Annotated in this window: 22 protein-coding genes; 19 read left to right on the plus strand and 3 right to left on the minus strand. The window is 68.2% G+C overall.

Going from position 1 to position 26,322, the window contains the following annotated elements; genetic code table 11:
- The first annotated feature begins 50 nt into the window (after positions 1-50).
- Both rpsT and dnaA read left to right on the plus strand, forming a co-directional pair.
- Positions 51-326: a 30S ribosomal protein S20 gene (gene rpsT / locus J2728_RS15070; protein WP_004617408.1), complete on the plus strand. Its 276-nt coding sequence runs from the start codon at positions 51-53 to the stop codon at positions 324-326.
- A 402-nt stretch (positions 327-728) separates the two neighbouring features.
- Positions 729-2,204, plus strand: coding sequence for a chromosomal replication initiator protein DnaA (dnaA, locus tag J2728_RS15075; RefSeq protein ID WP_310000400.1), 1,476 nt, complete (start codon positions 729-731; stop codon positions 2,202-2,204).
- 91 nt (positions 2,205-2,295) lie between these two features.
- Here the strand turns inward: dnaA and J2728_RS15080 are convergent, their stop codons facing one another.
- A complete protein-coding gene (locus J2728_RS15080; RefSeq protein WP_310000401.1) occupies positions 2,296-2,907 on the minus strand; it encodes an alpha-ketoglutarate-dependent dioxygenase AlkB in 612 nt (203 codons plus the stop codon).
- A gap of 93 nt (positions 2,908-3,000) precedes the next feature.
- Between J2728_RS15080 and J2728_RS15085 the strand changes: the two genes are divergently transcribed.
- The 5 genes from J2728_RS15085 to J2728_RS15105 all read left to right on the plus strand — a co-directional run bounded on the left by J2728_RS15085 (position 3,001) and on the right by J2728_RS15105 (position 14,934).
- Entirely contained in the window at positions 3,001-5,664 is a 2,664-nt protein-coding gene (locus J2728_RS15085; protein ID WP_310000403.1) for a M1 family metallopeptidase, read from the plus strand.
- 333 nt (positions 5,665-5,997) lie between these two features.
- Complete coding sequence (dnaK, locus tag J2728_RS15090; protein ID WP_310000404.1) at positions 5,998-7,896, plus strand: molecular chaperone DnaK; 1,899 nt, start codon at positions 5,998-6,000, stop codon at positions 7,894-7,896.
- Positions 7,897-8,059: 163 nt separating this feature from the next.
- On the plus strand, positions 8,060-9,217 hold the full coding sequence (dnaJ, locus tag J2728_RS15095) for a molecular chaperone DnaJ (protein ID WP_013077212.1): 1,158 nt from the start codon (positions 8,060-8,062) through the stop codon (positions 9,215-9,217).
- Positions 9,218-9,317: 100 nt separating this feature from the next.
- Complete coding sequence (gene mutS, locus J2728_RS15100) at positions 9,318-12,032, plus strand: DNA mismatch repair protein MutS (RefSeq protein WP_310000406.1); 2,715 nt, start codon at positions 9,318-9,320, stop codon at positions 12,030-12,032.
- Between the two features lie 79 nt (positions 12,033-12,111).
- On the plus strand, positions 12,112-14,934 hold the full coding sequence (locus J2728_RS15105) for a [protein-PII] uridylyltransferase (RefSeq protein WP_310000408.1): 2,823 nt from the start codon (positions 12,112-12,114) through the stop codon (positions 14,932-14,934).
- A gap of 13 nt (positions 14,935-14,947) precedes the next feature.
- On the opposite strand, the gene J2728_RS15110 is transcribed toward J2728_RS15105, so the two are convergent.
- Complete coding sequence (locus J2728_RS15110) at positions 14,948-15,556, minus strand: DsbA family protein (protein ID WP_310000410.1); 609 nt, start codon at positions 15,554-15,556, stop codon at positions 14,948-14,950.
- Positions 15,557-15,676: 120 nt separating this feature from the next.
- Here J2728_RS15110 and murJ point away from each other — a divergent pair, with 120 nt between their 5' ends.
- The 3 genes from murJ to trpS all read left to right on the plus strand — a co-directional run bounded on the left by murJ (position 15,677) and on the right by trpS (position 18,531).
- Complete coding sequence (gene murJ / locus J2728_RS15115) at positions 15,677-17,308, plus strand: murein biosynthesis integral membrane protein MurJ (RefSeq protein WP_310000413.1); 1,632 nt, start codon at positions 15,677-15,679, stop codon at positions 17,306-17,308.
- 32 nt (positions 17,309-17,340) lie between these two features.
- Positions 17,341-17,388, plus strand: coding sequence for a hypothetical protein (locus J2728_RS22315; protein WP_404979777.1), 48 nt, complete (start codon positions 17,341-17,343; stop codon positions 17,386-17,388).
- A 96-nt stretch (positions 17,389-17,484) separates the two neighbouring features.
- Complete coding sequence (trpS, locus tag J2728_RS15120) at positions 17,485-18,531, plus strand: tryptophan--tRNA ligase (RefSeq protein WP_310000415.1); 1,047 nt, start codon at positions 17,485-17,487, stop codon at positions 18,529-18,531.
- A gap of 76 nt (positions 18,532-18,607) precedes the next feature.
- On the opposite strand, the gene J2728_RS15125 is transcribed toward trpS, so the two are convergent.
- The gene (locus tag J2728_RS15125; protein WP_310000416.1) at positions 18,608-19,876 is read right to left on the minus strand and encodes a cytochrome P450; all 1,269 of its coding nucleotides are present in this window, start codon (positions 19,874-19,876) and stop codon (positions 18,608-18,610) included.
- A gap of 119 nt (positions 19,877-19,995) precedes the next feature.
- On the opposite strand from J2728_RS15125, the gene J2728_RS15130 reads away from it, so the two are divergent.
- The 9 genes from J2728_RS15130 to ybeY all read left to right on the plus strand — a co-directional run bounded on the left by J2728_RS15130 (position 19,996) and on the right by ybeY (position 26,321).
- Complete coding sequence (locus J2728_RS15130; protein ID WP_310000417.1) at positions 19,996-20,568, plus strand: NifU family protein; 573 nt, start codon at positions 19,996-19,998, stop codon at positions 20,566-20,568.
- 77 nt (positions 20,569-20,645) lie between these two features.
- On the plus strand, positions 20,646-21,233 hold the full coding sequence (locus J2728_RS15135; protein ID WP_310000419.1) for a malonic semialdehyde reductase: 588 nt from the start codon (positions 20,646-20,648) through the stop codon (positions 21,231-21,233).
- 76 nt (positions 21,234-21,309) lie between these two features.
- On the plus strand, positions 21,310-21,945 hold the full coding sequence (locus J2728_RS15140; protein WP_310000421.1) for a DUF1131 family protein: 636 nt from the start codon (positions 21,310-21,312) through the stop codon (positions 21,943-21,945).
- 3 nt (positions 21,946-21,948) lie between these two features.
- Positions 21,949-22,593, plus strand: coding sequence for a tRNA (adenosine(37)-N6)-threonylcarbamoyltransferase complex dimerization subunit type 1 TsaB (gene tsaB, locus J2728_RS15145; protein WP_310000423.1), 645 nt, complete (start codon positions 21,949-21,951; stop codon positions 22,591-22,593).
- Positions 22,590-23,042, plus strand: a complete 453-nt coding sequence (locus J2728_RS15150; RefSeq protein WP_310000425.1) for a GNAT family N-acetyltransferase — start codon at positions 22,590-22,592, stop codon at positions 23,040-23,042. Before tsaB ends, J2728_RS15150 begins: the two co-directional genes overlap by 4 nt.
- 46 nt (positions 23,043-23,088) lie before the next feature.
- Positions 23,089-23,496, plus strand: a complete 408-nt coding sequence (locus J2728_RS15155) for a Fur family transcriptional regulator (protein WP_013077224.1) — start codon at positions 23,089-23,091, stop codon at positions 23,494-23,496.
- A gap of 63 nt (positions 23,497-23,559) precedes the next feature.
- On the plus strand, positions 23,560-24,906 hold the full coding sequence (miaB, locus tag J2728_RS15160; RefSeq protein WP_310000427.1) for a tRNA (N6-isopentenyl adenosine(37)-C2)-methylthiotransferase MiaB: 1,347 nt from the start codon (positions 23,560-23,562) through the stop codon (positions 24,904-24,906).
- Positions 24,903-25,847: a PhoH family protein gene (locus tag J2728_RS15165; RefSeq protein ID WP_310000430.1), complete on the plus strand. Its 945-nt coding sequence runs from the start codon at positions 24,903-24,905 to the stop codon at positions 25,845-25,847. Before miaB ends, J2728_RS15165 begins: the two co-directional genes overlap by 4 nt.
- A gap of 18 nt (positions 25,848-25,865) precedes the next feature.
- Positions 25,866-26,321 (plus strand): rRNA maturation RNase YbeY, encoded by a 456-nt coding sequence (gene ybeY, locus J2728_RS15170; RefSeq protein ID WP_310000672.1) that lies wholly within the window; start codon positions 25,866-25,868, stop codon positions 26,319-26,321.
- Position 26,322 lies beyond the last annotated feature (1 nt).

Below are 26,322 nucleotides of genomic sequence, written 5' to 3' on the forward strand. Positions count from 1 at the left end.
TTCCTTGCTTCGCGGCCGCCCGCGCGGCTGTCCGTTTGAAGGTCCGATCCATGGCCAATAATCCCGGCGCCAAGAAAGCGATCCGCAAGATCGCTCGCCGCACCGAAGTCAACACCGCACGTCGCTCGCGCGTGCGCACCTTCCTGCGCAAGTTCGAAGACGCGATCGCCAAGGGTGACGTCGCCGTCGCCAAGGCCGCGTTCGTCGAGGCGCAATCGGAACTGATGCGCGCCGTTTCGAAGGGCGTGGTTCATCCGAACACGGGCTCTCGCAAGGTGTCGCGCCTGGCGGCTCGTTTGAAGAAGTTGGATAAGGCCGCGGCCTAGTCCAAATTCTAGACGAACGTCGTTCGTCGAGCGAATTCAAGTATTTACGAAAGCCGGTCAGGTTCGCTTGGCCGGCTTTTGCTTTGAGTCCAGCGCTCTTTTCCTGACGTTGCAAACTGTGATCTGAGACCCCTTTCCGGGTATTCCCTTGCGGGGCGAGGGCCTCTCGCGAGTCAACAGAAATATCCGCGACCGGACGCAAGTTTTCCGTTTGACCAGCCCCCGCCGCTGGCTAGTTTAAGCGTCTCAACGCTCTTCCAGTCTTGAACAAAACAAGGCGGCGGCGGACCGATCGTGTTCGCCGGGTGAGAACCTGTGTGTGTTGAGGCGAACCGGTCGCGCGCCATGGGGGGCGGCGGCTGATTGTATGCGGCGGTTACTTTTTTACGAGGCGGTGGACGAATGACGATGAAGGGTGGGGTAGCCAGCCAAGACTTCTCGGCGGCGATCGCGGCGGCTTGCGAGCCCGCGGCGGCGGTCTGGTCCAAGGTTTGCGTGGCGTTGAAACGCGAGCTGGGCGACGCGGCCTTCGGGTCCTGGATCGCGCCCGCCATGCTGCGCGAGGCCGCCGCTGGCGACGTCGTCCTGGTGACTCCGACGGGCATCGCCCGCGACTGGATCCGTCGCAGCGCCTGGCGCCGTATCGGCGAGCTTTGGGCCGCCACCGACCCGACCGGCCGTCGCATCGATCTGAAGTCGCGCCTGGAGTTCGAAGCCCTGGCTGGAGTCTATGTCGAGGCCGCCGCCAAGCCGGCCGCCGTCGCCGAGCCGTTCGAGATCGTCCTGCCGGTGTCGACCGACGCCCCCGCCTTGGCCCCGACCAGCGCCAAGTCGCCCCGCACGCAGGGCCTGCAAGAGCGCTTCACCTTCGAGACCTTCGTCCCGGGTCCGGCCAACGAGTTCGCCCACGCCGTGGCGCGCCGGATCGCCAATTGGGCGGATGGTCACTTCAATCCCGTGCTGTTCCACGGCCCTTACGGCTTCGGCAAGACGCACCTGCTGAACGCCCTGGCCTGGGAAGCCATGCGCAACGCGCCGGAAAAGCGCGTGGTCTACCTGACCGCCGAGCGCTTCCTGTCGACCTTCGTGCGCGCCGTGATGGATCGCCAGACGGCGGCCTTCAAGGAAGAGCTGCGCGCCGCCGACCTCTTGATCATCGACGACGTCCACTTCATCGCCGGCAAGCAGTCGACCCAGGAAGAGCTGTTCCACACCCTGACCGCCCTGGTCGAGGAAGGCCGCCGCGTCGTGTTCTCGGCCGACCGTCCGCCGTCGGCCATGACCGAGATGGACGCCCACCTGCGCTCGCACCTGTCGGCGGGCCTGGTCTGCGGCCTGGAGCCCGCCGACCGCTCGCTGCGCCTGGGCATCCTGGAGCGCAAGATCCAGACCCTGTCGACCGCGCACGGCTTCGAGCCGACCATGCGTCCGGACGTGCTGCAATTCCTCGCCGACCGCTTCACCGACAGCGTCCGTGAGCTGGAAGGCGCCTTGAACACCCTGTCGGCTCGCGCCGGGGAAGGGCTGTCGCGCATGACCCTGGACGAGGTTCAAGCCATTCTGCGTCCGCACCTGCGGTCGGGCGAGAAGCGCATCACCATCGACGACATCCAGAAGGCCACGTCCGAGCACTACGGCATGAAACAGGCCGACCTGCTCAGCGAGCGCCGCAACCGCGCCGTGGCGCGTCCGCGTCAGGCGGCCATGTGGCTGGCCAAGCAGCTGACCACCCGCTCGCTGCCGGACATCGGGCGTCGCTTCGGCGGCCGCGACCACACCACGGTTCTGCACGCCGTGCGCCGCATCGAGGCCCTGCGGGCCGAGGACAGCGCGCTGAACCAGGACCTGGAGACCATCACGCGCAAGCTGCGCGGCTGATCCGGACGTCGCTCGGACATCGGGTTTCCAACGGAAGACATGAAAGGGCCGCTCCGGAAGGGGCGGCCCTTTTTCTTGCCGCTGTCCGGCCTCAGCGCGCCCGCCGCAGGGTCAGGTTGATCCGTCCGCCGCCGGGGACCAGGCTGGACGAGCCAGGCAAGATCCGATCGACGCCGTGGAAGGCCAGCCGCGCCGGGCCGGAGAGGCGGCACACGTCGCCGGAGGCGAGGCGCAGGCTCCGCGTCGGGTCCTTGCGGCTTGTCCCGCCGATCCGGAACACCGCCGTGTCGCCCAGCGAGACCGACAGGACAGGAAAGCGCGGGTCGGCCTCGTCGCGATCCTGGTGCGGGCCCATGCGGGCTTCGCCCCGATAGAGATTGATCAGGCACGAGTCCGCTGGCGTCTCCGGATCGCCCAGCCGCGTCCAAAGATCGCGCAGGATGTCCGGCATGGCTGGCCAGGGCGCGTTCGTCCCAGGATGCCGGTCGACGTAGCGATAGCCAGCGCGGTCGCTGACCCAGCCCAGCGGCCCGAAAGCCGTCATGGCCGCGCTCATCGCCTTGCCTTGCGGCGTCTCGTAGTGGGTGAAGGGCGCGGTTTCGGCGGCCGCCAGGATCGCGGCGACCAGGGCCTTCTGGGTCTCGAGGTCCAGAAGACCCGGCCACAGGTCGAAACCCGGAGCGATGGAGAGGGCGCGCGACATTACGGATTTTTAACGCGCGGCGCGCGGGCGGAAGGTGTTGGTTTGCGCCGCCGGCTGAGGGGGCCGGATGAATTTTCCAGTCTGGAAGCCAACATGCGTCGTCTTTTGTCCTCTACGGCCGCGGCCGTGATCCTTTTGGCCGCCGGAGGTGCTTGCGCCGCCGCCCCGGTCACGACCGCCGGTTCGAAGGGGGCCACCTTCGCCACCGTCACGACCCAGCTGCCGCGCGATGTCCGGCCCTCGCACTATGATCTGGCGTTCACGCCCGACGCCGACAAGATGAGCTTCAAGGCGCGGGTGAAGATTTCGATCGAGGTGGTCGAGCCGACCGCCACCGTGACCCTGCAAGCCGCTGACCTGACCTTCGACAAGGCCGAGATCGCCGGACCCAAGGGGGAAAGGATCGGCGCCGCCGCGGTCAAGGTCGACGCGGAGGCCCAGACGGCCAGCTTCACGTTCGCCAAGCCGCTGGCCAAGGGCAAGTACGTCCTGTCGATCGACTACGCCGGCAAGATCTACACCCAGGCCGCCGGCCTGTTCGCCCTCGACTACGAGACCGAGACCGGCAAGAAGCGCGCGCTCTACACCCAGTTCGAGAACTCCGACGCCCGCCGCTTCATCCCCTCGTGGGACGAGCCGTTCTACAAGGCCACCTACCGCGTCGAGGCGACGGTCCCCACCGGCCAGATGGCGCTCTCCAACATGCCGGTGGCCGCGTCCAAGGACATCGGCGGCGGCAAGACCGTCGTGACGTTCGCGACCTCGCCGAAGATGTCGACCTATCTGCTGTTCTTCGGCCTGGGTGAGTTCGACCGCGCCTCGGTCAAGGTCGCCGGCGTCGACGTCGGCGTGGTCACTAAGAAGGGCGACACGCCGAAGGCAGAATTCGCCCTGAAGTCGGCCGCCGACATCCTGCCCTGGTACAACGACTACTTCGGCACGCCCTACCCGCTGCCGGTGCTGGACAACATCGCCGCCCCGGGCCGCAGCCAGTTCTTCAGCGCCATGGAGAACTGGGGCGCGATCTTCTACTTCGAATACGCCATGCTGCTGGATCCGAAGATCTCCACCGAGACGGACAAGCAGAACGTCTTCACGACCGTGGCCCACGAGATGGCCCACCAGTGGTTCGGCGACCTAGTCACCATGGCCTGGTGGGACGACCTCTGGCTAAACGAAGGCTTCGCCTCCTGGATGGAAGGCCGGGCGACCGAGCACTTCCACCCCGAATGGAACTCGGCCCTCGCCGCGGTCGGCGGCCGCGAATACGCCATGGGGCTGGACGCCCTGTCGACCACCCACCCGGTGGTCCAGCACGTCGAGACGGTTGAGCAGGCCAGCCAGGCCTTCGACGGCATCACCTACCAGAAGGGCGAGGCCGTTATCCGCATGCTGGAGAGCTATGTCGGCCACGACGCCTGGCGTGACGGCGTGCGCGCCTACATGAAGACGCACGCCCACGGCAACACGGTCAGCGACGACCTGTGGCAGGCCGTCGAGACGGCGGCCAAGAAGCCGATCAAGGCCATCGCCCACGACTTCACCCTGCAGCCGGGCGTGCCGCTGATCACGGTCGACGGCGCGACCTGCGCGGCGGGCAAGACCACGCTGACCTTCACCCAAGGCGAGTTCAGCAAGGACGCGCCGAACAAGACGCCGCTGGCCTGGCGCACGCCCGTCACCGTCAAGGCGGTGGGCGGCGGCGAGGCCAAGACGCTGGTGACCGGCGGCAAGGGCTCGGTGACCGTCGAGGGCTGCGGCCCGGTCGTCGTCAACGCCGGCCAGAGCGGCTATTTCCGCGTCCGGTATGGCGCCGAGCGCTTCGCCGGCATCGCGAACAGCTTCGCCAGGCTGCCGGCGATCGACCAGCTGGGCGTGATGAGCGACGCCTGGTCGATGGGCCTGGCCGGTTACCAGCCCGCCACCGACTTCCTGGAGCTGGCCAAGGCGACGCCGGCCGACGCCGATCCGCAGGTGCTGTCCAAGGTCGCCGGCGTCTACGCGACCATCGACGCCTACTATGAAGGCATGCCGGCCGAACGGGCCAAGTTCCGCGCGTTCGCCATCGCCAAGCTGCGACCGCTGCTGGCCAAGGTCGGCTGGACGGCCCAGGCTGGCGAGCCGGACACCATCGCCATCCTGCGCGCCAACCTGATCGGGACCCTGGGCGGTTTGGGCGACCCGGACGTGGTGGCCGAGGCCATCCGCCGCTTCAAGGCCGACAAGACCGACCCGGCCGCCATTCCGGGCCCGCTGCGCCGGACCATCCTGGGCGTCGTGGCCAAGGGCGCCGACGCGGCCACCTGGGACACCATCCACGCCCAAGCCCAGGCCGAGAAGACCCCGCTGATCAAGGCCCAGCTCTACTCGCTGCTGGCGTCCAGCGAGGACGAGGCCCTGGCCAAGAGGGCCCTGGAGCTGGCCCTGACGCCGGAGCCGGGCGAGACGATGTCCAGCACCATGATCTCGCGCGTCGCCGACAATTTCCCCGACATGACCTTCGACTGGGCGGTGGCCAACAAGGACGCCGTCAACGCCAAGGTCGACACAAGCTCGCGCACCCGTTTCATCCCGGGTCTGGGCGCTGGCTCGTCGAACCCGGTCATGGCCGACAAGATCAAGGCCTACGCCGCGGCCAACCTGGCCGAGGGCTCGCGGAAAGAAGCGGAAAAAGCGGCGGCCTCCGTGCTCAACCGCGCCAAGATCCGCCAGGACCGCCTACCGGCCATCACGGCCTGGGTCGCCAAGGCCGGCTAGCTCGATAAGCGCCTAAAAGTTCAAGACTTTTCGTGGCCGCGTCCCCCGGGCGCGGCCACTTTTATGGCCCGCGCGGCCAGATTCCCCCTCGCTCCATGGGGTTATGGTCTTGCGCGCCGCTGGCTATCCCCCATATCCGGCTTCGAAAGCGGGGTTGACGGGCTCGTCAACTTCGCACAACGCATTTTGCCCGCTCGACTTTCGTCGATCGGACAGGATGTGGAACGTAAACCCGAGAGAGTGCGAACCACGGGGACGGTACGAGAAAAACCGGGGCGCTTCCGAGAAGGCCCTTGTCACCGCCGTCCGCCTAAAGGAGCGACAGGTACGAAGATGAGCAAGATTATCGGTATCGACCTTGGCACCACGAACTCGTGCGTCGCCATCATGGACGGCAAGACCCCGAAGGTGATCGAGAACGCCGAGGGCGCTCGGACCACGCCGTCGGTCGTGGCTTTCCTGGAAGACGGCGAGCGCCTGATCGGCCAGCCCGCCAAGCGCCAGGCCGTGACCAACCCGACCAACACGCTGTTCGCGATCAAGCGCCTGATCGGCCGCACCGCCAGCGACCCGGTGGTCGAGAAGGACAAGGGCATGGTGCCCTACGAGATCGTCAAGGGTCCGACCGGCGACGCCTGGGTCAAGGCCCACGGCAAGGACTACAGCCCGCAGGAAGTCTCGGCCTTCATCCTTCAGAAGATGAAGGAAGCCGCCGAGGCCCACCTGGGCGAGCCGGTGACCAAGGCGGTCATCACGGTTCCGGCCTATTTCAACGACGCCCAGCGTCAGGCGACCAAGGACGCCGGCAAGATCGCCGGCCTGGAAGTCCTGCGGATCATCAACGAGCCGACCGCCGCGGCCCTGGCCTATGGCCTGGACAAGGACAACAACAAGAAGATCGCCGTCTACGACCTGGGCGGCGGCACCTTCGACGTGTCGATCCTGGAAATCGGCGACGGCGTCTTCGAGGTGAAGTCGACCAACGGCGACACCTTCCTGGGCGGTGAAGACTTCGACCTTCGGATCGTCGACTACCTGGCCGACGAGTTCAAGAAGGAGCAGGGCGTCGACCTGCGCAAGGACAAGCTGGCCCTGCAGCGCCTTCGTGAAGAGGCCGAAAAGGCCAAGAAGGAACTGTCGAGCACGGCTCAGTACGAAGTGAACCTGCCGTTCATCAGCATGAACGCGTCGGGCCCGCTGCACCTGAACATCAAGCTGTCGCGCGCCAAGCTGGAAGCCCTGGTCGACGACCTGATCGCCCGCACCATCGGTCCGTGCGAACAGGCCCTCAAGGACGCCGGCCTGAAGAAGAGCGACATCGACGAAGTGATCCTGGTCGGCGGCATGAGCCGCATGCCCAAGGTCCAGCAGGCGGTGCAGGACTTCTTCGGTCGCGAACCCCACAAGGGCGTGAACCCCGATGAAGTCGTGGCGCTGGGCGCGGCCGTCCAGGCCGGCGTTCTGCAAGGCGACGTCAAGGACGTGCTGCTGCTGGACGTGACCCCCCTGACCCTGGGCATCGAGACCCTGGGCGGCGTGTTCACCCCGCTGATCGAACGCAACACCACGATCCCGACCAAGCGCTCGCAGACCTTCTCGACCGCCGACGACAACCAGTCGGCCGTGACGATCCGCGTATTCCAGGGCGAACGCCCGATGGCGCAGGACAACAAGATCCTGGGTCAGTTCGACCTGGTCGGCATCCCGCCGGCGCCGCGCGGCGTGCCGCAGATCGAGGTCACCTTCGACATCGACGCCAACGGCATCGTCCAGGTCCACGCCAAGGACAAGGCGACCAACAAGGAGCACTCGATCCGCATCCAGGCCAATGGCGGCCTCTCGGACAGCGACATCGAGCGCATGGTCAAGGAAGCCGAGGCCAACAAGGCCGCGGATGAGAAGAAAAAGCAGCTGGTCGAGGCCAAGAACCAGGGCGAGGCGATCCTGCACTCGACCGAGAAGGCCCTGGCCGAGCACGGCGACAAGGTCGGCGCGGCCGAGAAGACCGCGATCGAAACCGGCCTGGCCGACCTGAAGTCGGCTCTGGAAGGCGAGGACGTCGAGGTCATCCAGGCCAAGACCCAAGCCCTGATCCAGGCCTCGATGAAGCTGGGCGAGGCCATGTACGCCGCCCAGCAAGGCTCGGCCGAGGGCGGTGAGTCCCCGGCCGCGGACGACGGCGTGGTCGACGCCGAGTTCGAGGAAGTCGACGACAACAAGCCGGCGGCTTAAAGCCAGCCATGCGCGCGCCGCGGAACATTCGCCAAAGGATCGTTCCGCGGCCGCGACCTTCTGTCTCGGGGGCCATGAGCGCCTTGCGCCGGGCCGCGGGTCATCCCACCTCTCCTTTCATCAACGCCACTCTCGTGGGCCTTTTGGGCGCCAGACGCTGACGATGCGCGACTATTACGAAATTCTCGGCGTGACCCGGACTGTCGATGAGGCAGGTCTGAAGTCCGCGTTCCGCAAGCTGGCGATGGAACACCACCCCGACCGCAACGGCGGCTGCGAAAACGCGACCGGGCGGTTCAAGGAAATCAACGAAGCCTATTCGGTTCTGTCCGATCCCCAGAAACGCGCGGCCTATGACCGCTTCGGCCATGCCGGCGTCAACGGTCCGCAGGGCGGTCCGGGCGGGTTCGGCGGCCAGGGCTTCGACGCCAGCGATATCTTCAACGACGTCTTCGGCGACGTCTTCGGCGAGATGTTCGGCGGCGGCCGTCGCCAGTCGAACGGCCCCCAGCGCGGCCAGGACCTGCGCTACGACCTGGAGATCAGCCTCGAGCAGGCCTATGCGGGCGCCGAGGTCGAGATCACCGTCCCCGCCGCCATGACCTGCGAGGTCTGCGAAGGCTCGGGCGCCAAGCCGGGCACAAGCCCCACCGTCTGCGGCACCTGCGGCGGCGCCGGCCGCGTCCGCGCCACCCAGGGCTTCTTCGCCGTCGAGCGCGGCTGCCCACGCTGCGGCGGCTCGGGCCGTCTGGTGCTCGATCCCTGCGCGAACTGCAACGGCCACGGCCAGGTGCGTCGCGAGCGCGTCCTGTCGGTCCGCATCCCGGCCGGCGTCGACGACGGCGCCCGGATCCGCCTGGCGGGCGAGGGCGACGCGGGCGCGCGCGGCGGTCCGCGCGGCGACCTCTACATCTTCCTGTCGGTGACCCCGCACGAGCTGTTCGAACGCGATGGCCTCGACCTGCTCTGCACCGTGCCGGTGCCGATGACCACGGCGGCGCTCGGCGGCGATATCGACGCCCCCTGCCTGCTGGGCGGCGAGAACTGCGACGGCAATTGCAAGGTCAAGGTGACGGTGCCCGAGGGCGCCCAGACCGGTAAGACCGTCCGCCTCAAGGGGCGCGGCATGCCCTCCCTGCGCAGCCGTCAGCGCGGCGATCTGGTGGTCGAGCTGTTCGTGGAAACCCCAACCCACCTCTCCGCCCGCCAAAAGGAGCTGCTCAAGGAGCTGGCCGGCCTGTGCGGTGAAAAGCAGAACCCCAAGTCCGCCAACTTCGTCGGCAAGGCCAAGCGCTTCTGGGAAGAGGTCACCGGGAATTAACCTCTCCCGTCGGCGTCTCCGATTTTTGGGCGTTCCGTCCCCGGAAAACCTTAACGCCGCCTCTTAACGCGACCCGCGACGCTCTATAGTTTCCGGGGCGATGAACGCCCACACGACGCCCTCAGCCGCCACGCTCGACCCCACCGGCGCGACGCCGGTGATGGCCCAGTTCTTCGAGATGAAGGCGCGTCAGCCCGATGCGCTGATCTTCTTCCGCATGGGCGACTTCTACGAGCTGTTCTTCGACGACGCCTACAAGGCCGCCGCCGCGCTCGGCATCAGCCAGACCTTCCGGGGCACGCACAACGGCCAGCCGATCCCGATGGCGGGCGTGCCGCAGCACGCGGCCGAGGCCTATCTCTCCAAGCTGATCCGCATGGGGTTCAAGGTCGCCGTCTGCGAGCAGATGGAAGACCCCGCCGAGGCCAAGAAGCGTGGCTCCAAGTCCGTCGTCCGCCGCGACATCGTTCGCGTGGTGACGCCGGGCACCCTGACCGAGGACGGCCTGTTGGACGCCCGGGGCGCCAATCGCCTCGCCGCCGTGGCGATCCGAGCGGGGCAGGCGGCGGTGGCCTCGGTTGAGCTGTCGACCGGCGAGGTCGAGGTCTTCGCGCTCGCCAAGGAAGCCGTCGCGCCCATCCTGGCGGCCCTGGCCCCGTCCGAAACCCTGGTCGCCGACCGCCTGCTGTCGGACGACGCCCTTTCCCAGACCCTGAAAATCTGCGGGGGCCTGGTGCAGCCCATGCCCTCGGCGCTGTCCGAGCCGCAGGCCTCCGAGGCGCGGGTCAAGCGTCTCTACGGCGTCGAGACGCTGGATGGCTTCGGCGGGCTGTCGCCGGCCGAGATTGGCGCCCTGGGCCTGATCGCCGCCCACCTGGAGATGACCCAGGCCGGCAAGCTGCCAGCGCTTCGGGCACCGCGCCGGGCGGCCGACGCCGACGTCATGGCGATCGATCCGGCCACGCGCGGCAGCCTGGAGATCGACCGCACCCAGACCGGGGACCGCAATGGCTCGCTGCTGGCCGTCATCGACCGCACGGTGACCGCCGGCGGCGCGCGCATGCTGGCCTCGCGCCTGGCCCGGCCGCTGCTGGATCCCGCCGCCATCGACCAGCGCCTGGACGCCGTCGAATGGTTCGTCGAGCACCGCCAGTTGCGTCAGCGCTTGCGCGAGGTGCTGAAGGGCGCTGGCGACATGGCCCGCGCCCTGTCGCGTCTCGCCTTGGGCCGCGGCGGTCCGCGCGACCTGGGCTGCATCCGCGACACCCTGAAGGTCGGCGAGCGTCTGGCCGGCATGGCGGGCGGCTCGCCCGACCCGCTGTCACCGCCGCCGTTCGAGCTGGAGCACGCCTTCAAGGCGCTGACCCCATCGCTGCACGAGGGCCTGTCGCAATTCCTGAACGTCCTGGAGCAGGGCCTTGGCCCCGACCTGCCGGCCCTGGCCCGCGACGGCGGCTTTGTCGCCGCCGGCGTCCGGCCCGAGCTCGACCAGGCCCGCGCGCTGCGCGACGACAGCCGCAAGGTCATCATCGCGCTGGAAGCCCAGCTAATGGCCGAGAGCGGCGTGCCGCTCAAGATCCGCCACAACGGCGTGCTCGGTTATTTCGTCGAGGCCACGGCCGGCAAGGCCGATCCCCTGTTCCAGCCGCCGCTGAACGCCACCTTCATCCACCGCCAGACCCTGGCCAACCAGGTGCGCTTCACCACGGTGGAGCTGGCCGATCTCGACGCCCGCATCGCCCAGGCCGCCGAGCGAGCCCTGGCCATGGAGGTCGCCGCCTTCGAGGACTGGCGCGAGCAGGCCCGCCTGCTGGCCGACGCCATCCAGATCGCCGCCGAGGCCCTGGCCCGCATCGACGTCGCCTCCGCCCTGGCCGAATGGGCCGAGGACGCCGGGGCGGTGCGCCCGATCGTGGACGCCTCCTACGCCTTCGACGCCAAGGGCGCCCGCCACCCGGTGGTCGAGGCCGCCGTCAAGCGCGCCGGCGAGCCCTACACCCCCAACGACTGCTGTCTGGACGCCTCGGGCGAGGGCGGGCCGCGCCTGTCGATCGTCACCGGCCCGAACATGGCCGGTAAGTCGACGTTCCTGCGCCAGAACGCCCTGCTGGCGATCCTGGCCCAGTCGGGCTGCTATGTGCCGGCCGCCAGCTTCCGGCTGGGCGTGGTCGATCGCCTGTTCAGCCGTGTCGGCGCGGGCGATGACCTGGCGCGCGGCCGCTCGACCTTCATGATGGAGATGGTCGAGACCGCCGCGATCCTGACGCAAGCCGGCCCGCGCAGCCTGGTGATCCTGGACGAGATCGGCCGGGGCACGGCGACCTACGACGGTCTCGCCATCGCCTGGGCCTGCGCCGAGGCCCTGCACGACGTCAACCGCTGCCGCGCGCTGTTCGCCACGCACTATCACGAGCTGGCGACGCTGGAGGAGCGGATGAGCTTCGTCTCGAACCTCTCCCTGCGGGCCAAGGAATGGAACGGTGACCTCGTCTTCCTGCACGAGGCGGTGTCCGGCCCGGCCGATCGCTCCTACGGCGTCCAGGTCGCCAAGCTGGCCGGCGTGCCCATGCCGGTCGTGGCCCGCGCCCGCGAGGTGCTGGACCGCCTGGAGACCAAGGACCAGTCGCCGGCCAAGCTGGACGACCTGCCGCTGTTCGCCATGAGCCAAGCCGTGGTCTCGACGTCCACTGGGGCGCCCGCCAAGGCGGCGCCCAGCGCCGTCGAGACCACGCTGGAGGACCTCGACGTTGACGGCATGAGCCCGCGCGAGGCCTTGGAGGCGCTCTATCGTCTTAAGGGTCTGCTGAAGACCTAGAGTCTCTAGTGGCAGCGTGACGATCGCCAAAACCGGCTTCCACTTTTCGCTGTCACGCTGTGGTACCCATATAGTCAACATGCCCCGTCGCCTTCGCCCCACCCGCCTGGAACACGTCGTCGACGGTCACGCCCTGCGGGCGCGCCTCTCGGCCGCCGCCCTCGACTCGATCGGCAACGAGGCCGAGCAACGGGCCCGTGCCATCGAGATTCTCAAGCAGGCCCTGTTTCGCGGCCGGATGATCGCCAAGGAACGGCTGGAGAACGGCGCCAGCGGCGTCGAGACCGCCCGCCTGCTCAGCGGCGTCACCGACGAGGTGATCACCGCCCTCTACGACTTCACGACGGTCCACGTGTTCCGCGCCCGCAACCCGACCGAGGGCGAACGCCTGTGCCTGCTGGCGGTGGGCGGCTACGGCCGCGCCACCCTGGCGCCGTTCTCGGACATCGATCTCCTGTTCCTGCGGCCCTACAAGCAGACGCCGCACGCCGAGAGCGTGATCGAGTACATGCTCTATGCGCTGTGGGATCTGGGCTTCAAGGTCGGCCACGCCTCGCGGACCATCGAGGAGTGCGTGCGGCTGTCGAAGGAAGACTTCACGATCCGCACCTCGATCCTGGAGGCCCGTCGCCTGACCGGCGACGAGCGCCTGGCCGCGGATCTCAAGCGCCGCTTCCGCGACGAGGTGATGAAGGGCACCGGCGCCCAGTTCGTCGCCGCCAAGCTGAAGGAGCGCGACGACCGCCAGGCTCGCGCCGGCGCCAGCCGCTACATGGTCGAGCCCAACGTCAAGGAAGGGAAGGGGGGTCTGCGCGACCTCCACACCTTGATGTGGATCGCCGAATACCTGCACCCGGTCGACCGTCCCGAGGACGTCTTCAAGCTGGAGGTGTTCTCGACCCGCGAGACCAAGGCCTTCATCCGCGCCTTCGACTTCCTGCACGCCGTGCGCGCCCACCTGCATTTCACGACGGGACGGCCCGAGGAGCGCCTGACGTTCGACCTGCAGCCCGAGATCGCCCGCCGCATGGGCTATGGCGACCGGGGCGACGCGCCGGCCGTCGAGCGGTTCATGCGCCGCTACTTCCTGATCGCCAAGGAGGTCGGGGCCCTGACCCGGGCCTTCTCGGCCAAGCTGGAAGCCGAGCATTTCAAGCACGAGCCCAAGGGCATCTCGCGCTTCCTGCAGGGCGGCAAGCCCAAGCGCAAGGCGCTGGAGGTCAAGGGCTTCTTCGAGGACAACGGCCGCCTGAACATCGAGGGGCCCGAGATCTTCGAGGCCGATCCGGTCAATCTGATCCGCCTGTTCAAGATCGCCGACGAGCGCGACCTCGACCTGCATCCCGACGCCTTCACGGCCGTGACCCGCAGCCTGTCGCTGATCACGTCCAAGGTCCGCCGCGCCCCCGAGGCCTGTCGGGCGTTCATGGACCTGTTGGCGCGCGGCAAGCGCAGCTACCGCACCCTGACCCTGATGAACGACGCCGGCGTGCTGGGCCGCTTCATTCCGGAGTTCGGCCGCGTCGTCGCCCAGATGCAGTTCAACATGTACCACTCGTACACGGTGGACGAGCACACCCTGCGGGCGGTTGGGATCATTGGCGACATCGCCGCCGGACGCCTGGCCGACGACCACCCGCTGGCCGTCTCGATCATGCCCCTGATCGAGGACCGCGAGGCCCTGTTCCTGGCCATGCTGCTGCACGACACCGGCAAGGGCGGGGTCGGCGGACAGGAGAAGGCCGGCGCCCGTTCGGCCCGCAGCGCCTGCGAGCGCCTGGGCGTCGAGCGCAGCAAGGTCGAGCTGGTCGCCTGGCTGGTCGAGAACCACCTGGTGATGAGCGATTTCGCCCAGAAGCGCGATGTCTCCGATCCCGGCACCGTCGCGGCCTTCGCGCGGATCGTCGAGAACCCCGAGCGTCTGCGTCTCTTGCTAGTCATCACCGTCGCCGACATCCGCGCCGTGGGCCCGGGCGTGTGGAACGGCTGGAAGGGCCAGCTGCTGCGCGAGCTCTATAACGCCACCGAGGCGGTGTTCCGCGGCGGTCGCGGCAGCGACGCCGCCGCCAATGTCCAGCGCCACCAGGAGGCCGCCGCCGAGACCGCGCGCGCGGCCCTGTTGGAGGCGGATCCCGACGCCAGAAGCTGGGTCGCGGCGATGGAGAACGCCTACTTCAGCGCCTTTTCCCAGGAGGATCTGCTCGAGCACGCCGTCCTGGCGCGTCGAGCGGCGGCCGAGGGCGGCGCGGCGGCGGAGGGGCGCGTGCGATCGGGCCAGAACGCCTCCGAGATCGTCGTCGCCGCCAAGGACCGGCGCGGCCTGTTCGCGGATCTGGCTCTGACCATCTCGTCGCTGGGCGGCAACGTGGTCGGCGCGCGGGTCTTCACCTCGCGCCAGGGCCAGGCGCTGGACGTCTTCTATGTGCAGGACGTGACGGGCGCGCCGCTGGGCTGCGAGAACCCCCGCGCCCTGCGCCGCCTCGCCGACGCCCTGGAGGCGGCCGGCAAGGGCGAGCCGCTCGTGGTGGAGCCGCGTCGGGGCGCCGAGCAGGCCCGCGCGGCGGCCTTCGCCATCGCGCCCAGCGTCACGGTCGACAACGACGCCTCGGATGACGCGACCGTGGTCGAGGCGTCGGGCCGCGATCGTCCCGGCCTGCTGCACGCCCTGGCCAAGAGCCTGGCCGACAGCGGCCTGTCGATCCAGTCGGCCCATATCGACGGCTATGGCGAGCGGGCGGTGGACGCCTTCTATGTCCAGACCGCGCAGGGCGAGAAAATCACCGAGACGCGCAAGATCAACGCGCTGAAGGCCGATCTGCTGGACGCCCTGGAGCTGAACGAAGCCAGCGCCCCCGCCGCCCGACCGGGCCTGCGGCGGGCCAGGGCCAGCGTGGCGCGGTAGGGGCGGGCCGCCCCTACTTGCCGGCCGCCTCGATCGCCGCGTCGATCTCGGCCAGCGGGTGATAGCCGGGCTCCATCTTGCGGCCGTTGATCTCGAAGGTCGGGGTGGCGGTGACGTCGTTCTCGCGGGCGTTGCGCTCGACCCGCGCGTTCAGCGCCTTGATCTGGGCCTCGTCGGTCACGCACTGGGTGAATTGGTCCTCGCTCATGCCCGACGACTTGGCGATCTCGAGCAGGGTTTCGCGAGGGGTGTCGAACACGCCCGGCTGGCTGGCGAACACCGCGTCGATGACCGGGAAGTACTTGTCCTTGCCGGCGCAGCGCGCCAGCAGGAAGCCGGCCGAGGCCACCGTCACCTCCGAACCGCCGCCGACCAGCATTTCGCGGAAGACGTACCGCACCTTGCCGGTGTCGATATATTTGGCCTTGAAGGCCGGATAGACCTCCTTTTGCCAGGCCGCGCAGACCGGGCAGCCGACCGAGGCGTACTCGATCACGGTGATCTTCGCGTCCTTGTTCCCCAGGCTCATGTCGTCGGCCATGGCGCCGGGCGCGGAGGTCTTGTCGCAGGCGGCGAGGGCGAGGCTGGCGAGCAGGGCGGCGGCGAGGGCGAGGCGGCGCATCGAGATTTCGAACCTTTGGTTTAGCGGCGCGCCATCAAAGGGAGGAACGCCGTTCTGGTCAATCGCCGACCGGGGCGCGGCGCCCTTGACGCCCACCCGCCAAACGCCCAGAAGCCGCTCGTGACCGACACCGCCGCGCCCGCCTCGTCCGAACAGCCTCAAACGCCCAAGAAGGGCGGGCTGCTGAAGTCGTCGGCGATCTATTCGGGCCTGACCCTGGTCAGCCGGTTCATGGGTTTCGCGCGCGATCTGGCGGTTTCTTACCGGATGGGCGCCAGCGCCACGCCGGCGGCCGACGCCTACAACGCCGCCCTGGCGTTTCCGAACCTGTTCCGCCGCTTCTTCGCCGAGGGCGCCTTCGCCGCCGCCTTCGTGCCGGCCTACGCCAAGTCGCTGCAGCGCGACGGCGAGGAGAAGGCCGACATCCTGGCGGGCGACGCCATGGCGACCCTGGCGGCCTCGACCATCATCATCACTGTCGTCTGCCAACTGGCCATGCCGTGGCTGATGATGCTGATCAGCCCCGGTTTCGGCTGGGGCACCGAGAAGTACAAGCTGGCGGTGCTGCTGACCCAGATCACCATGCCCTACCTGCCGTGCATGGCGATCGTCGCGCACCTTTCGGGGGTGCTGAACGCCCGCGACCGCTTCATTCTGTCGGCCGGCGCGCCGATCCTGCTGAACATCGCCACCCTGGCCTTCATCCTGCCGCAGACCACCGCGGTTGGGGCGGCTCAATGGGGCTCGGTCGGCGTGGTCGTGGCCGGCGTGGCTCAGGCGGCGCTGCTGGTCTGGGGCGTCAACAAGTCCGGGGCCAAGGTTCACTGGCGACTGCCGCGGCTGACGCCGGAGGTGCGCGAGCTGATCGGCAAGGCGATCCCCGGCGCGCTGGCGGCCAGCGCCACCCAGGTCAACATCTTCATCTCCGGAAACCTGGCCAGCCACGTGCCGGGCGGCCGCACCTGGCTGGCGACGGCCGATCGCCTCTATCAGCTGCCGCTGGGCCTGGTGGGCGTGGCCATCGGGGTCGCCCTGCTGCCGCGCCTGTCGCGGGCGGTCAACTCCGGCGACCGTGACGACGCCCAGAGCGCCATGGACCAGGGCATCACCCTGGCCATGGCCCTGACCCTGCCGGCGGCCGCGGCCCTGGTCGCCATGCCGGGCTTCCTGTCCGACGGCCTCTATACGCGCGGGGAATTCACCGCCTTCGACGCCAGCCAGACGGCGGCGGCCCTGTTCTTCTACGGCCTGGGCACCCCGGCCTTCGTGCTGCAGCAGCTCTATTCGCGGGCCTTCTTCGCGCGTGGCGACACCAAGAGCCCGATGCGCTTCGCCTTGGTCTCGGTGGCCGTGAACATCATCTTCGGCGTGGTCCTGTTCAAGCTGATCGGCGTGAAGGGCATCGCCGCCGCCACCGCGCTTGCTTCGTGGCTGAACGTCGCCCAGATGGCGGTCGTCCTGGGCCGCAATGGCGAGTACGGCCCGTCGGCCCAGACCTGGTCGCGCCTCCTGCGGATCCTGCTCGCCAGCCTGGGCATGGGCACCTTGATGGCGGCGGCCTCGCACTATCGCGACCTGATCGAGGCGCCGCTGCGCGCGATCGGCCTGACCGGCCACGCCATCGGCGCCAAGGAGTTCGCCCTGGTCCTGACGTGCCTGGCGGGCCTGGCGGTCTATCCGCCGCTCTTGTTCCTGTTCGGCGGGGTCAAGCCGGCCGAGCTGAAGGCGGCGTTGCGGCGGGGCAAGGCTTGATCCGTGCGGGCGAGGGCGCTAACCAGCGGGCCATGGCTCCGATCGGTTCCCTCGCGCCGCGATGGCGCGGCTCCTACTGACCCCGATTCCCGCGCTCCATTCCTCGGATTTGGCGCGCGGTTCGCGCTTTCGCGCGCTCGCCATCCTTCTCGCATTCGACAGCAAGGCTTAGAGCCATGACCGACCAAGCTCCCGTCACCTATGCGGGTCCGTCCCGCGTGCTTTCGGGCGTCCAGCCCTCGGGCGCCCTGCACCTGGGCAACTATCTCGGCGCGCTGGTGAAATTCACCCGCCTGCAGCACGAGATCGACACCTTCATCTTCGTGGCCGACTTGCACGCCATCACCGTCTGGCAGGACCCGGCGGCCCTGGCCCAGCAGACCCGCGAGATCGCGGCGGCCTACATCGCCTCGGGCTTGGACCCGGACAAGGCGACGATCTTCCCGCAGTCGGCCGTGCGCGAGCACGCCGAGCTGGCCTGGATCTTCCAGTGCGTGGCCCGCCTCGGCTGGTTGGACCGCATGACCCAGTTCAAGGAGAAGAGCGGCAAGCACAAGGAGCGCAGCTCTGTGGGTCTCTACACCTACCCGGTGCTGCAGGCCGCCGACATCCTGGTCTACAAGGCCACCCACGTGCCGGTCGGCGAGGACCAGAAGCAGCACCTGGAGCTGACCCGCGACATCGCCGGCAAGTTCAACCACGACTTCGGGATTCCCGGCGGGGCGCCGGCCTTCTTCCCGCAGCCTGAACCGCTGATCCAGGGGCCGGGCGCGCGCGTCATGAGCCTGCGCGACGGCTCGGCCAAGATGAGCAAGTCCGATCCGTCGGACTATTCGCGCATCAACCTGACCGACACGGCCGACGACATCGCCGCCAAGGTCCGCAAGGCGCGCACCGATCCCGAGCCGCTGCCGGAAACGATCGAGGAGCTGGCCGCCCGCGCCGAGGCCGACAACCTGGTGGGCATCTTCGCGGCCCTGGCCGGCAAGACCAAGGCCGAGGTGCTGGCCGAGTACGCCGGCAAGGGCTTCGGGACCTTCAAGCCGGCCCTGGCCGAGCTGGCGGTCGAGAAGCTGGCCCCGGTCGGCGAGAAGATGCGCGGCCTGCTGGGCGATCCGGCGGTGCTGGACGCGATCCTGGCCAAGGGCGCGGAAAAGGCTCGTGAAGCCGCCGCCCCGACCCTGGCCGAGGTCAAGAAGCTGGTCGGCTTCTGGGGCGCCTGACGCGGCCGCCAAGCGCGAACAAAAAAGCCCCGCGCCAGAGAGCTGACGCGGGGCTTTCCTTTGGTGGTTCAGCCGGTCAGATCCGCTCCGGAATCCGCACCATCATCCGCTCATAGCCCTTCACGAAGGTCGAGAAGACCCGCTTGGGCTCTTCCAACACCTCGATCCGCGGGAAGCGCTGGAGGATTTCTTCCCAGACGATGCGCAGCTGCATCTCGGCCAGGCGGTTGCCGACGCAGCGGTGGATGCCGAAGCCGAACGACAGGTGGCGGCGAGCGCCGGGGCGGTCGATGATGAACTTGTCGGCGTCCTCGATCACCGTGTCGTCACGGTTGCCCGAGACGTACCACATGACGACCTTGTCGCCCTTCTTGATGGTCTGGCCCGAGAGCTCGTAGTCCTCCAGCGCCGTGCGGCGCATGTGGGCCAGCGGGGTCTGCCAGCGGATGATCTCCGAGACCATGTTCGGGATCAGGCTGGGATCGGCCCGCAGCTTGGCCTCTTCCTGCGGGTTCTTGGAGAGGGCGTAGAGGCCGCCGGTGATCGAGTTACGGGTGGTGTCGTTGCCGCCGACGATCAGCAGGATGACATTGCCCAGATATTCCATCGGCGGCATGTCGCGCGTGGCCTCGCCGTGGGCCAGCATCGAGATCAGGTCGCTGCCCGGCTCGGTCTGGTTGACCCGCTCGTTCCACAGATTGGTGAAATGGCCCAGGCACTCCAGCAGTTCGGCGCGGCGGGCGTCCTCGCTCTCCACGATGCCGCTCTCTGGCGAGGCGGTGGCGACGTCCGACCAGCGGGTCAGCTTGCGGCGCTCCTCCCAGGGGAAGTCGAACAGGGTGGCCAGCATCTGGGTGGTCAGCTCGATCGAGACCTTGTCGACCCAGTCGAAGGGCTCGTTCAGGGGCAGGTTGTCCAGAATCTGGCAGACCCGCTCGCGGATGATCCCTTCCAGCCGCCCCAGGTTCTGCGGCGAGACGATCGGGCTGACGGTCTTGCGCTGGATGTCGTGCTTGGGCGGGTCCATGGCGATGAACATCGGCAGGACGAAGTCCTCGTCGAAGTTCCGGATGGTGATGCCGCCCAGGTGAGCATCCGACGAGAACACCTGGTGGGTCGTGTCCACCGTCATGATGTCGTTGTAGCGGGTGATCGACCAGTAGGGGCCGGTCTCCTCGTCACCTTGGGAATAGTGGACGGGCGCCTCTTTCCGCAGGCGCTCGAAATAGGGCCACATGGCGTCGGCCTGGAACAAGGCCGGGTTGGCCACGTGGATGTCTTCCAGCGGCGTCGCATAGGCTTGCGCGCGCGCGGTCTCCTTCAGGTCCACAGAACCGTCGCTCATCTGATCCTCCCGAAGATCATTGTTCCACGTATCACGCCAGAAAATGACGCCAGTGTCACTTTCTTTGTTGGCGGCGCCCCGGTCTTGCGTCGCGGGGCCGCGAGGTCCATCTGGAGGCGATGTTCATCCAGACCGAAACCACGCCCAATCCCGAGGTGCTGAAGTTCCTGCCCGGCCGCGAGGTCCTGGGAGAGGGCGCCCGCGAGTTCCGCACGGCCGAGGAGGGCGAGGTCTCGCCGCTGGCCAAGGCGCTGTTCGACCTCGGCGACGTCACGCGGGTGTTCTTCGGTCCGGACTTCCTGACCGTTACCAAGGGCGAGGCCGCCCAGTGGCCGCACCTGAAGGCGCCGATCCTGGCGGCGATCATGGACCACTTCACCAGCGGCCGGCCGCTGCTGCTGGACGCCGAGCAAGCCGGTGGCCACGACGAAGGCGACTATGACGAGGAAACCTCGCAGATCGTCGCCGAGATCAAGGACCTGCTGGACACCCGTATCCGTCCGGCCGTGGCTCAGGACGGCGGCGATATCGTGTTTTCTCGCTTCGAACCGCAAACGGGCGTCGTCTGGCTGCACATGCGCGGCGCCTGCTCGGGTTGCCCATCCTCATCCGCCACGCTGAAGTCGGGCGTTGAGAACATGCTCAAGCACTACGTTCCGGAAGTGACCCGGGTCGAGCAGACGCTGGGCTGACCTACGGCTTGCGCCTCGCGCCGGAAGCGTCATATTGCAACCACATAAGTTGCAAATTGTCTTCTTGAGGATCGCCGATGGCCAAGCTCGACACGCCCGCGCTCGCCCAGTTGTTCACCGAGGCCCGCACCCGCAACGGGTGGGATCCGGCGCCACTGCCGGAAGAGACGCTGCGCGCCCTCTATGATCTCGTGAAGTTCGGCCCGACGGCGGCCAACTCGACCCCGGCGCGGTTCTATTTCGTGACCTCGCCCGAGGCCAAGGAGCGCCTGGCCAAGCACGCCTCCGGCTCGAACGGCCCGAAGATCCGCCAGGCGCCGTGCACGGTGATCATCGGCTACGATCTCGACTTCCCCGAGACCATGCCCAAGCTGTTCCCGCACGTCTCCGACGCCAAGAACTGGTTCGGCGATTTGCAGGCGCGCGAATGGGGCGCTCTACGCAACAGCTCGCTGCAGGGCGGCTATTTCATCATGGCCGCGCGGGCCTTGGGTCTCGACGCGGGCCCGATGTCGGGCTTCGACAACGCCGCCGTCGACGCCGAGTTCTTCGCCGGCACGGCCATCAAGAGCAACTTCATCGTGTCGATCGGCCACGGCACGGACGAGGGCTTGTTCCCGCGCAATCCACGCCTCGATTTCGAGGAAGCGGCGAAAATCCTTTAAGCGCTGGCGTCCCCCCGCCGCGCGTTTGTCGACAGGCGACGTGACGGCGGGGGCCCTCGCGCGTTAAAAGGACGCCATGACCCCGCGCCACGCTCTCCTCGCTCTTCCGCTCGTTCTGCTGGTCGCCTGCGGGCCGGCCAAGAAGGACGAAACAGCCAACGCCGCCAAACCGACCGACAAGGCGCCGGTCGCCGTCGCGGTAACGCCCTACGCCGGAGGTCCGCTGACGGTCGGCAAGGACGGGGTGGGCCCCATCGGCGGCGCGACGGCCTTCGACCTTCCGACGCTGAAGGCGCTGTTCCCCAAGGCCAAGGTCGAGCAGGCCTTCCTGCACTTTGGCGAAGGGCCGCCCCAGCCGATCATCAATGTCGAGCAGGACAACACGCCGGTGCTGGAGATCGGCAAGACGGACGAAGGCGCCATAGCCTATGTCGCGGCGACCGGCGGCGATGTCCGAGGCCCGAAGGGCGAGCAACTGCTGGCCAAGTGGGCCGATCTTGGCTTCACGGTCGATCAATGCCGGGCCGGCAAGGGGCGCGAAGTTAACCAGGTGATCTGCGTTCGTCCGGAAGCGACGACGGTGTCCTACGTGTTCGGCGTTCCCGGCTGGACCCAGGGTGGCGTGCCGCCCGAGGCCGTGCTGAAGGCCAAGGGCCAGCTCAACGCCCTGGTCTGGCGACCGGCCGAGGGCGCCGCGGTCGGCGCGGCCTGATCCATGATCCTGTCCATCGACACCTGCCTCGGCGCCAGTTCGGCCGCCGTGGTCGACGGCCAGCGCGCGCTGGCCGCGCGTAGCGAGCCCATGACCCGCGGTCATCAGGAGCGGATCGGGATCGTCGCCCGCGAGGCCGCCGCCGAAGCGGGCGTGGCCTTCACGCACCTCGACCGGATCGGTGTCACCGTGGGCCCGGGCTCCTTTACAGGCCTGCGCGTGGGGCTGGCGTTCGCCAAGGGCCTCGCCACCGCGCTGTCGATTCCCTGCGTCGGCGTCACCACCTTGGAGGCGCTGGCCTTCGGCGTCGAAGGTTTCGTCGCGTCCGTGCTCGATGCGCGGATGGGCCAGGTCTACATCCAGATTTTCGCCGACGGCGCCGCGCTGATGGCGCCCGACGCCTTGGGCGTGGGCGAGGCGGCCGCGCGCCTTGCCGAGCTCTATTCCGGCGGTCCGGCGACACTGATCGGCTCGGGCGCGCCGTTGTTGGCGGACGCGCTGAGCGGCGCCAAGGTGCTGACGCCGGCCGCGCCCGACCCTGTCGCCGTCGCCAGGCTGGCGGCCGCCCGGCCCGCGCCGAACCATTCTCCCCGACCGCTCTACCTGCGCGCGCCCTACGCCACCTTGCCGGACGTCTCGTCGTCATGAACCTGCGTCCTGTCGGGGCCGAGGCCTCGTTCGATCTCGCCGACCTGCACGACAAGGCCTTCGATCGGCCCTGGACGGCGCTGGAGTTCGAAGCGCTTCTGAACTCGCCCGGCGTCTTCGCCGTGCTGGGCGAGGCGGGGGAGCCGGCCGAGTCGAAGGGTTTCATCCTGTGCCGCTCGATCGCGGGCGAGGCCGAGATCCTGACCATCGCCGTGGATCCCGCCGCGCGACGCCGCGGCTGGGGCGCGGCCCTGGTCGAGGTCGCCACTGGGATCGCTGTCCAGACGGGCGCCGAGGCGCTCTTTCTGGAAGTGGCGGTCGACAACACCGCGGCGATCGCGCTCTATCAGTCGACCCGTTTCGCCAAGGTCGGGCTGCGGAAAGGCTATTATCCCCACCCAGATGGCGCCAAGGACGCGGTGGTCATGCGGCGAGCGCTTAACACTTAAGGGCTGATTGCCTATCTTGCCCGCGACTCAGACGGAGGCTCCCGCCTTGGATCGACTCGAAAAGGCCTGCATCGAAAAGGGCATGCGCATGACGGACCAGCGCCGCGTGATCGCGCGCGTGCTGTCGTCGGCCGAGGACCATCCCGATGTCGAGGAGCTGCACCGCCGCGCTCACGCCATCGATCCGCACATCTCGATCGCCACGGTCTATCGCACCGTGCGCCTGTTCGAGGAGAGCGGCATCATCGAGCGCCACGACTTCCGGGACGGCCGCTCGCGCTACGAAGAGACCCCGACCCACCACCACGACCACCTGATCGACATGAAGACCGGCAAGGTCGTCGAGTTCGTGGACGAGGAGATCGAGGCTCTTCAGAACGCCATCGCCCGCAAGCTGGGCTACAAGCTGGTCGACCACCGGCTCGAGCTCTACGGGGTGCCGCTGGAGGAGTAGGGGGCGGGCCGCGACGCCCGCCGCCCTTGCGGAACGGGCCTCTCGACCCCATAACCTCGCCGGATGAGCGAGACCCCGCGAAAGCGCCTCTTTATCAAGACCTACGGCTGTCAGATGAACGTCTATGACAGCGAGCGCATGGCCGATGTCCTGCGCCCGCTGGGCTATGGCGTCGTCGATGATCCCGAGGGCGCGGACCTGGTGGTGCTGAACACCTGCCACATCCGCGAGAAAGCCACCGAGAAGGTCTATTCCGAACTCGGCTACATCAAGCAGATGAAGGACCGGAAGGCCGAGGCGGGCGGTCGCATGACCATCGCCGTGGCCGGCTGCGTCGCCCAGGCCGAGGGCAAGGAGATCATGCATCGCCAGAAGGCGGTCGATCTGGTCGTAGGGCCCCAGGCCTATCACCAGCTGCCGGAGCTGATCGCCCGCGCCCACCGCGCGACCGGCGAGCGCCTGGCCGCCGACTTCGCCGCCGACGAGAAGTTCGACGCCCTGCCGGCCGAACGCCACGTGACCGGGGTCACCGCCTTCCTCACGGTTCAGGAAGGCTGCGACAAGTTTTGCACCTTCTGCGTGGTGCCCTATACGCGCGGCGGCGAATGGTCGCGGCCGGTCAACGACATCGTCGAGGAGGCCAAGCGCCTGGCCGATCAGGGCGTGCGCGAGGTCACCCTGCTGGGCCAGAACGTCAACGCCTATGACGGCGACGGCTCGACCCTGGCCAAGTTGGTCCGCCAGCTGGCCAAGATCGATGGCCTGGACCGCATCCGCTACACGACCAGCCATCCGCGCGACATGGGCGAGGATCTGATCGAGGCGCACGGCGAACTGCCGGAGCTGATGCCCTATCTGCACCTGCCGGTGCAGGCGGGCGGCGATCGAATACTCAAGGCCATGAACCGCGACCACACGGCCGAGAGCTATGTGAAGCTGATCGAGAAAATCCGCGCCGCGCGTCCGGACATCGCCATGAGCGGCGACTTCATCGTCGGCTTCCCCGGCGAGCGCGACGGCGATTTCGAGAAGACCCTGGACCTCGTCCGCGAGGTCGGCTTCGCCAGCGCCTTCTCGTTCAAATATTCGCGCCGTCCCGGCACCCCGGCCTCGGCCATGCCCGGTCAGGTCGAGGAAGAGGTCAAGGCCGAGCGCCTGGAGCGCCTGAACCAGCTGCTGGACGAGCAACAGCGCGCGTTCAACGCCGCCCAGGTCGGCAAGGTGCTGCCCGTGCTGTTCGAAAAGCCCGGCCGTCACGCCGGCCAGATCGTCGGCCGCAGCCCCTATCTGCAAGCCGTCCATTGCGAGGGCGGCGAACAATTGATCGGGAAGATCGTTCCCGTTCGTATCGAGAGCGCCGCCAAGATGAGCTTGGGCGGGGCTCTCGAACCTGTCCTGGAGACCGCTTGAGCCGCACGCCTGAGTTCCTGCCGCTGTCCGACGACGCCGTCCACGCCGTCTCCGGTCCGTCCGGCCGTCACGCCGCCCTGATCGAGGACGCCTTCAAGGTGCTGATCGAGACGCCGGGCGGCGGCGTCACCATCACCGGCGACGCGCGGGGACGCACCGGCGCCAAGCGGGTGCTCGAAGCCTTGGCCAATCGCGCCGACGCCGGCGAGGAAGTGGTCGAGGCCGATGTGCGTATCGCCCTGGGCGCGGCGCACCAGGCCGGCGGTCAGGCCTCGCCCCGCGCGGTGCGCAAGGGCAATGTCTCCCCCAAGACCAAGGGCCAGGCCCGCTATATGGAGGCCATGGCCAGCCACCCGCTGAGCTTTGGCCTGGGCCCCGCCGGCACCGGCAAGACCTTCCTGGCCGTGGCCCATGGGGCGGGTATGCTGCTGCGGGGCGAGGTCGATCGTCTGATCGTCACCCGTCCCGCCGTCGAGGCGGGCGAGAAGCTGGGCTTCCTGCCGGGCGACCTGAACGAGAAGGTCGACCCCTACATGGCCCCGGTCTGGGAGGCCCTGACCGACATCATGGGCGCCGACCAGCTGCGCCGGCGTCGGGAAAAGCTCGAGATCGAGGTTGCCCCGATCGCCTTCATGCGCGGCCGCACGCTGAGCCACGCCTTCGTCATCGTCGACGAGGCGCAGAACTGCTCGCGCCTGCAGATGAAGATGGTGCTGACCCGTCTGGGCGAAGGCGCGCGCATGGTGGTCACGGGCGATCCGACCCAGGTCGATCTCTTGAATCCTCGGGACTCGGGCCTGGCCCACGCGGTCTCGATCCTGGAAGGGGTCGAGGGCGTCGCGGTCTCGCGCTTCACCTCGGCGGACGTCGTGCGCCACCCGCTCGTCGAGCGGATCGTAAAGGCCTATGACGCCGACGCGGCTCAGAATACACCGCGCTAAATGACCATTACCGTAGATATCGAGATCGAGGACGAGGCCTGGACGAGCGGCGCCGAGGACGCCGAGGCTCTGGTTTGGCGCGCCGCCCAGGCCGTGCTGGACGCGCATGAGGACATCGAAGGCCAGGGGATCGTGATCCTGCTGACCGACGACGACACCGTTCAGGGCCTGAATCGCGACTTCCGCCAGAAGGACTATGCGACAAACGTGCTGTCCTTTCCTTCGCCACCCAACCCGGAAGGCCAGATCGGCGACATCGCCTTGGCCTATGGCGTCTGCGCGCGCGAAGCCGCGGAGCAGGGCAAGCCGCTGGGCCACCACCTGCAACATCTGGTGGCGCATGGCGTGCTACATCTCCTAGGATATGATCACGAGGGCGACGACGAGGCGGAAGCCATGGAGGCGCTCGAACGGGAGATCCTGGCGGGGCTGGACGTTCCTGACCCCTACGCCAGTGACGAAGAGGGACGCTGAC

This window comes from Caulobacter segnis (assembly GCF_031454995.1).
Classification (GTDB): domain Bacteria; phylum Pseudomonadota; class Alphaproteobacteria; order Caulobacterales; family Caulobacteraceae; genus Caulobacter; species Caulobacter segnis_E.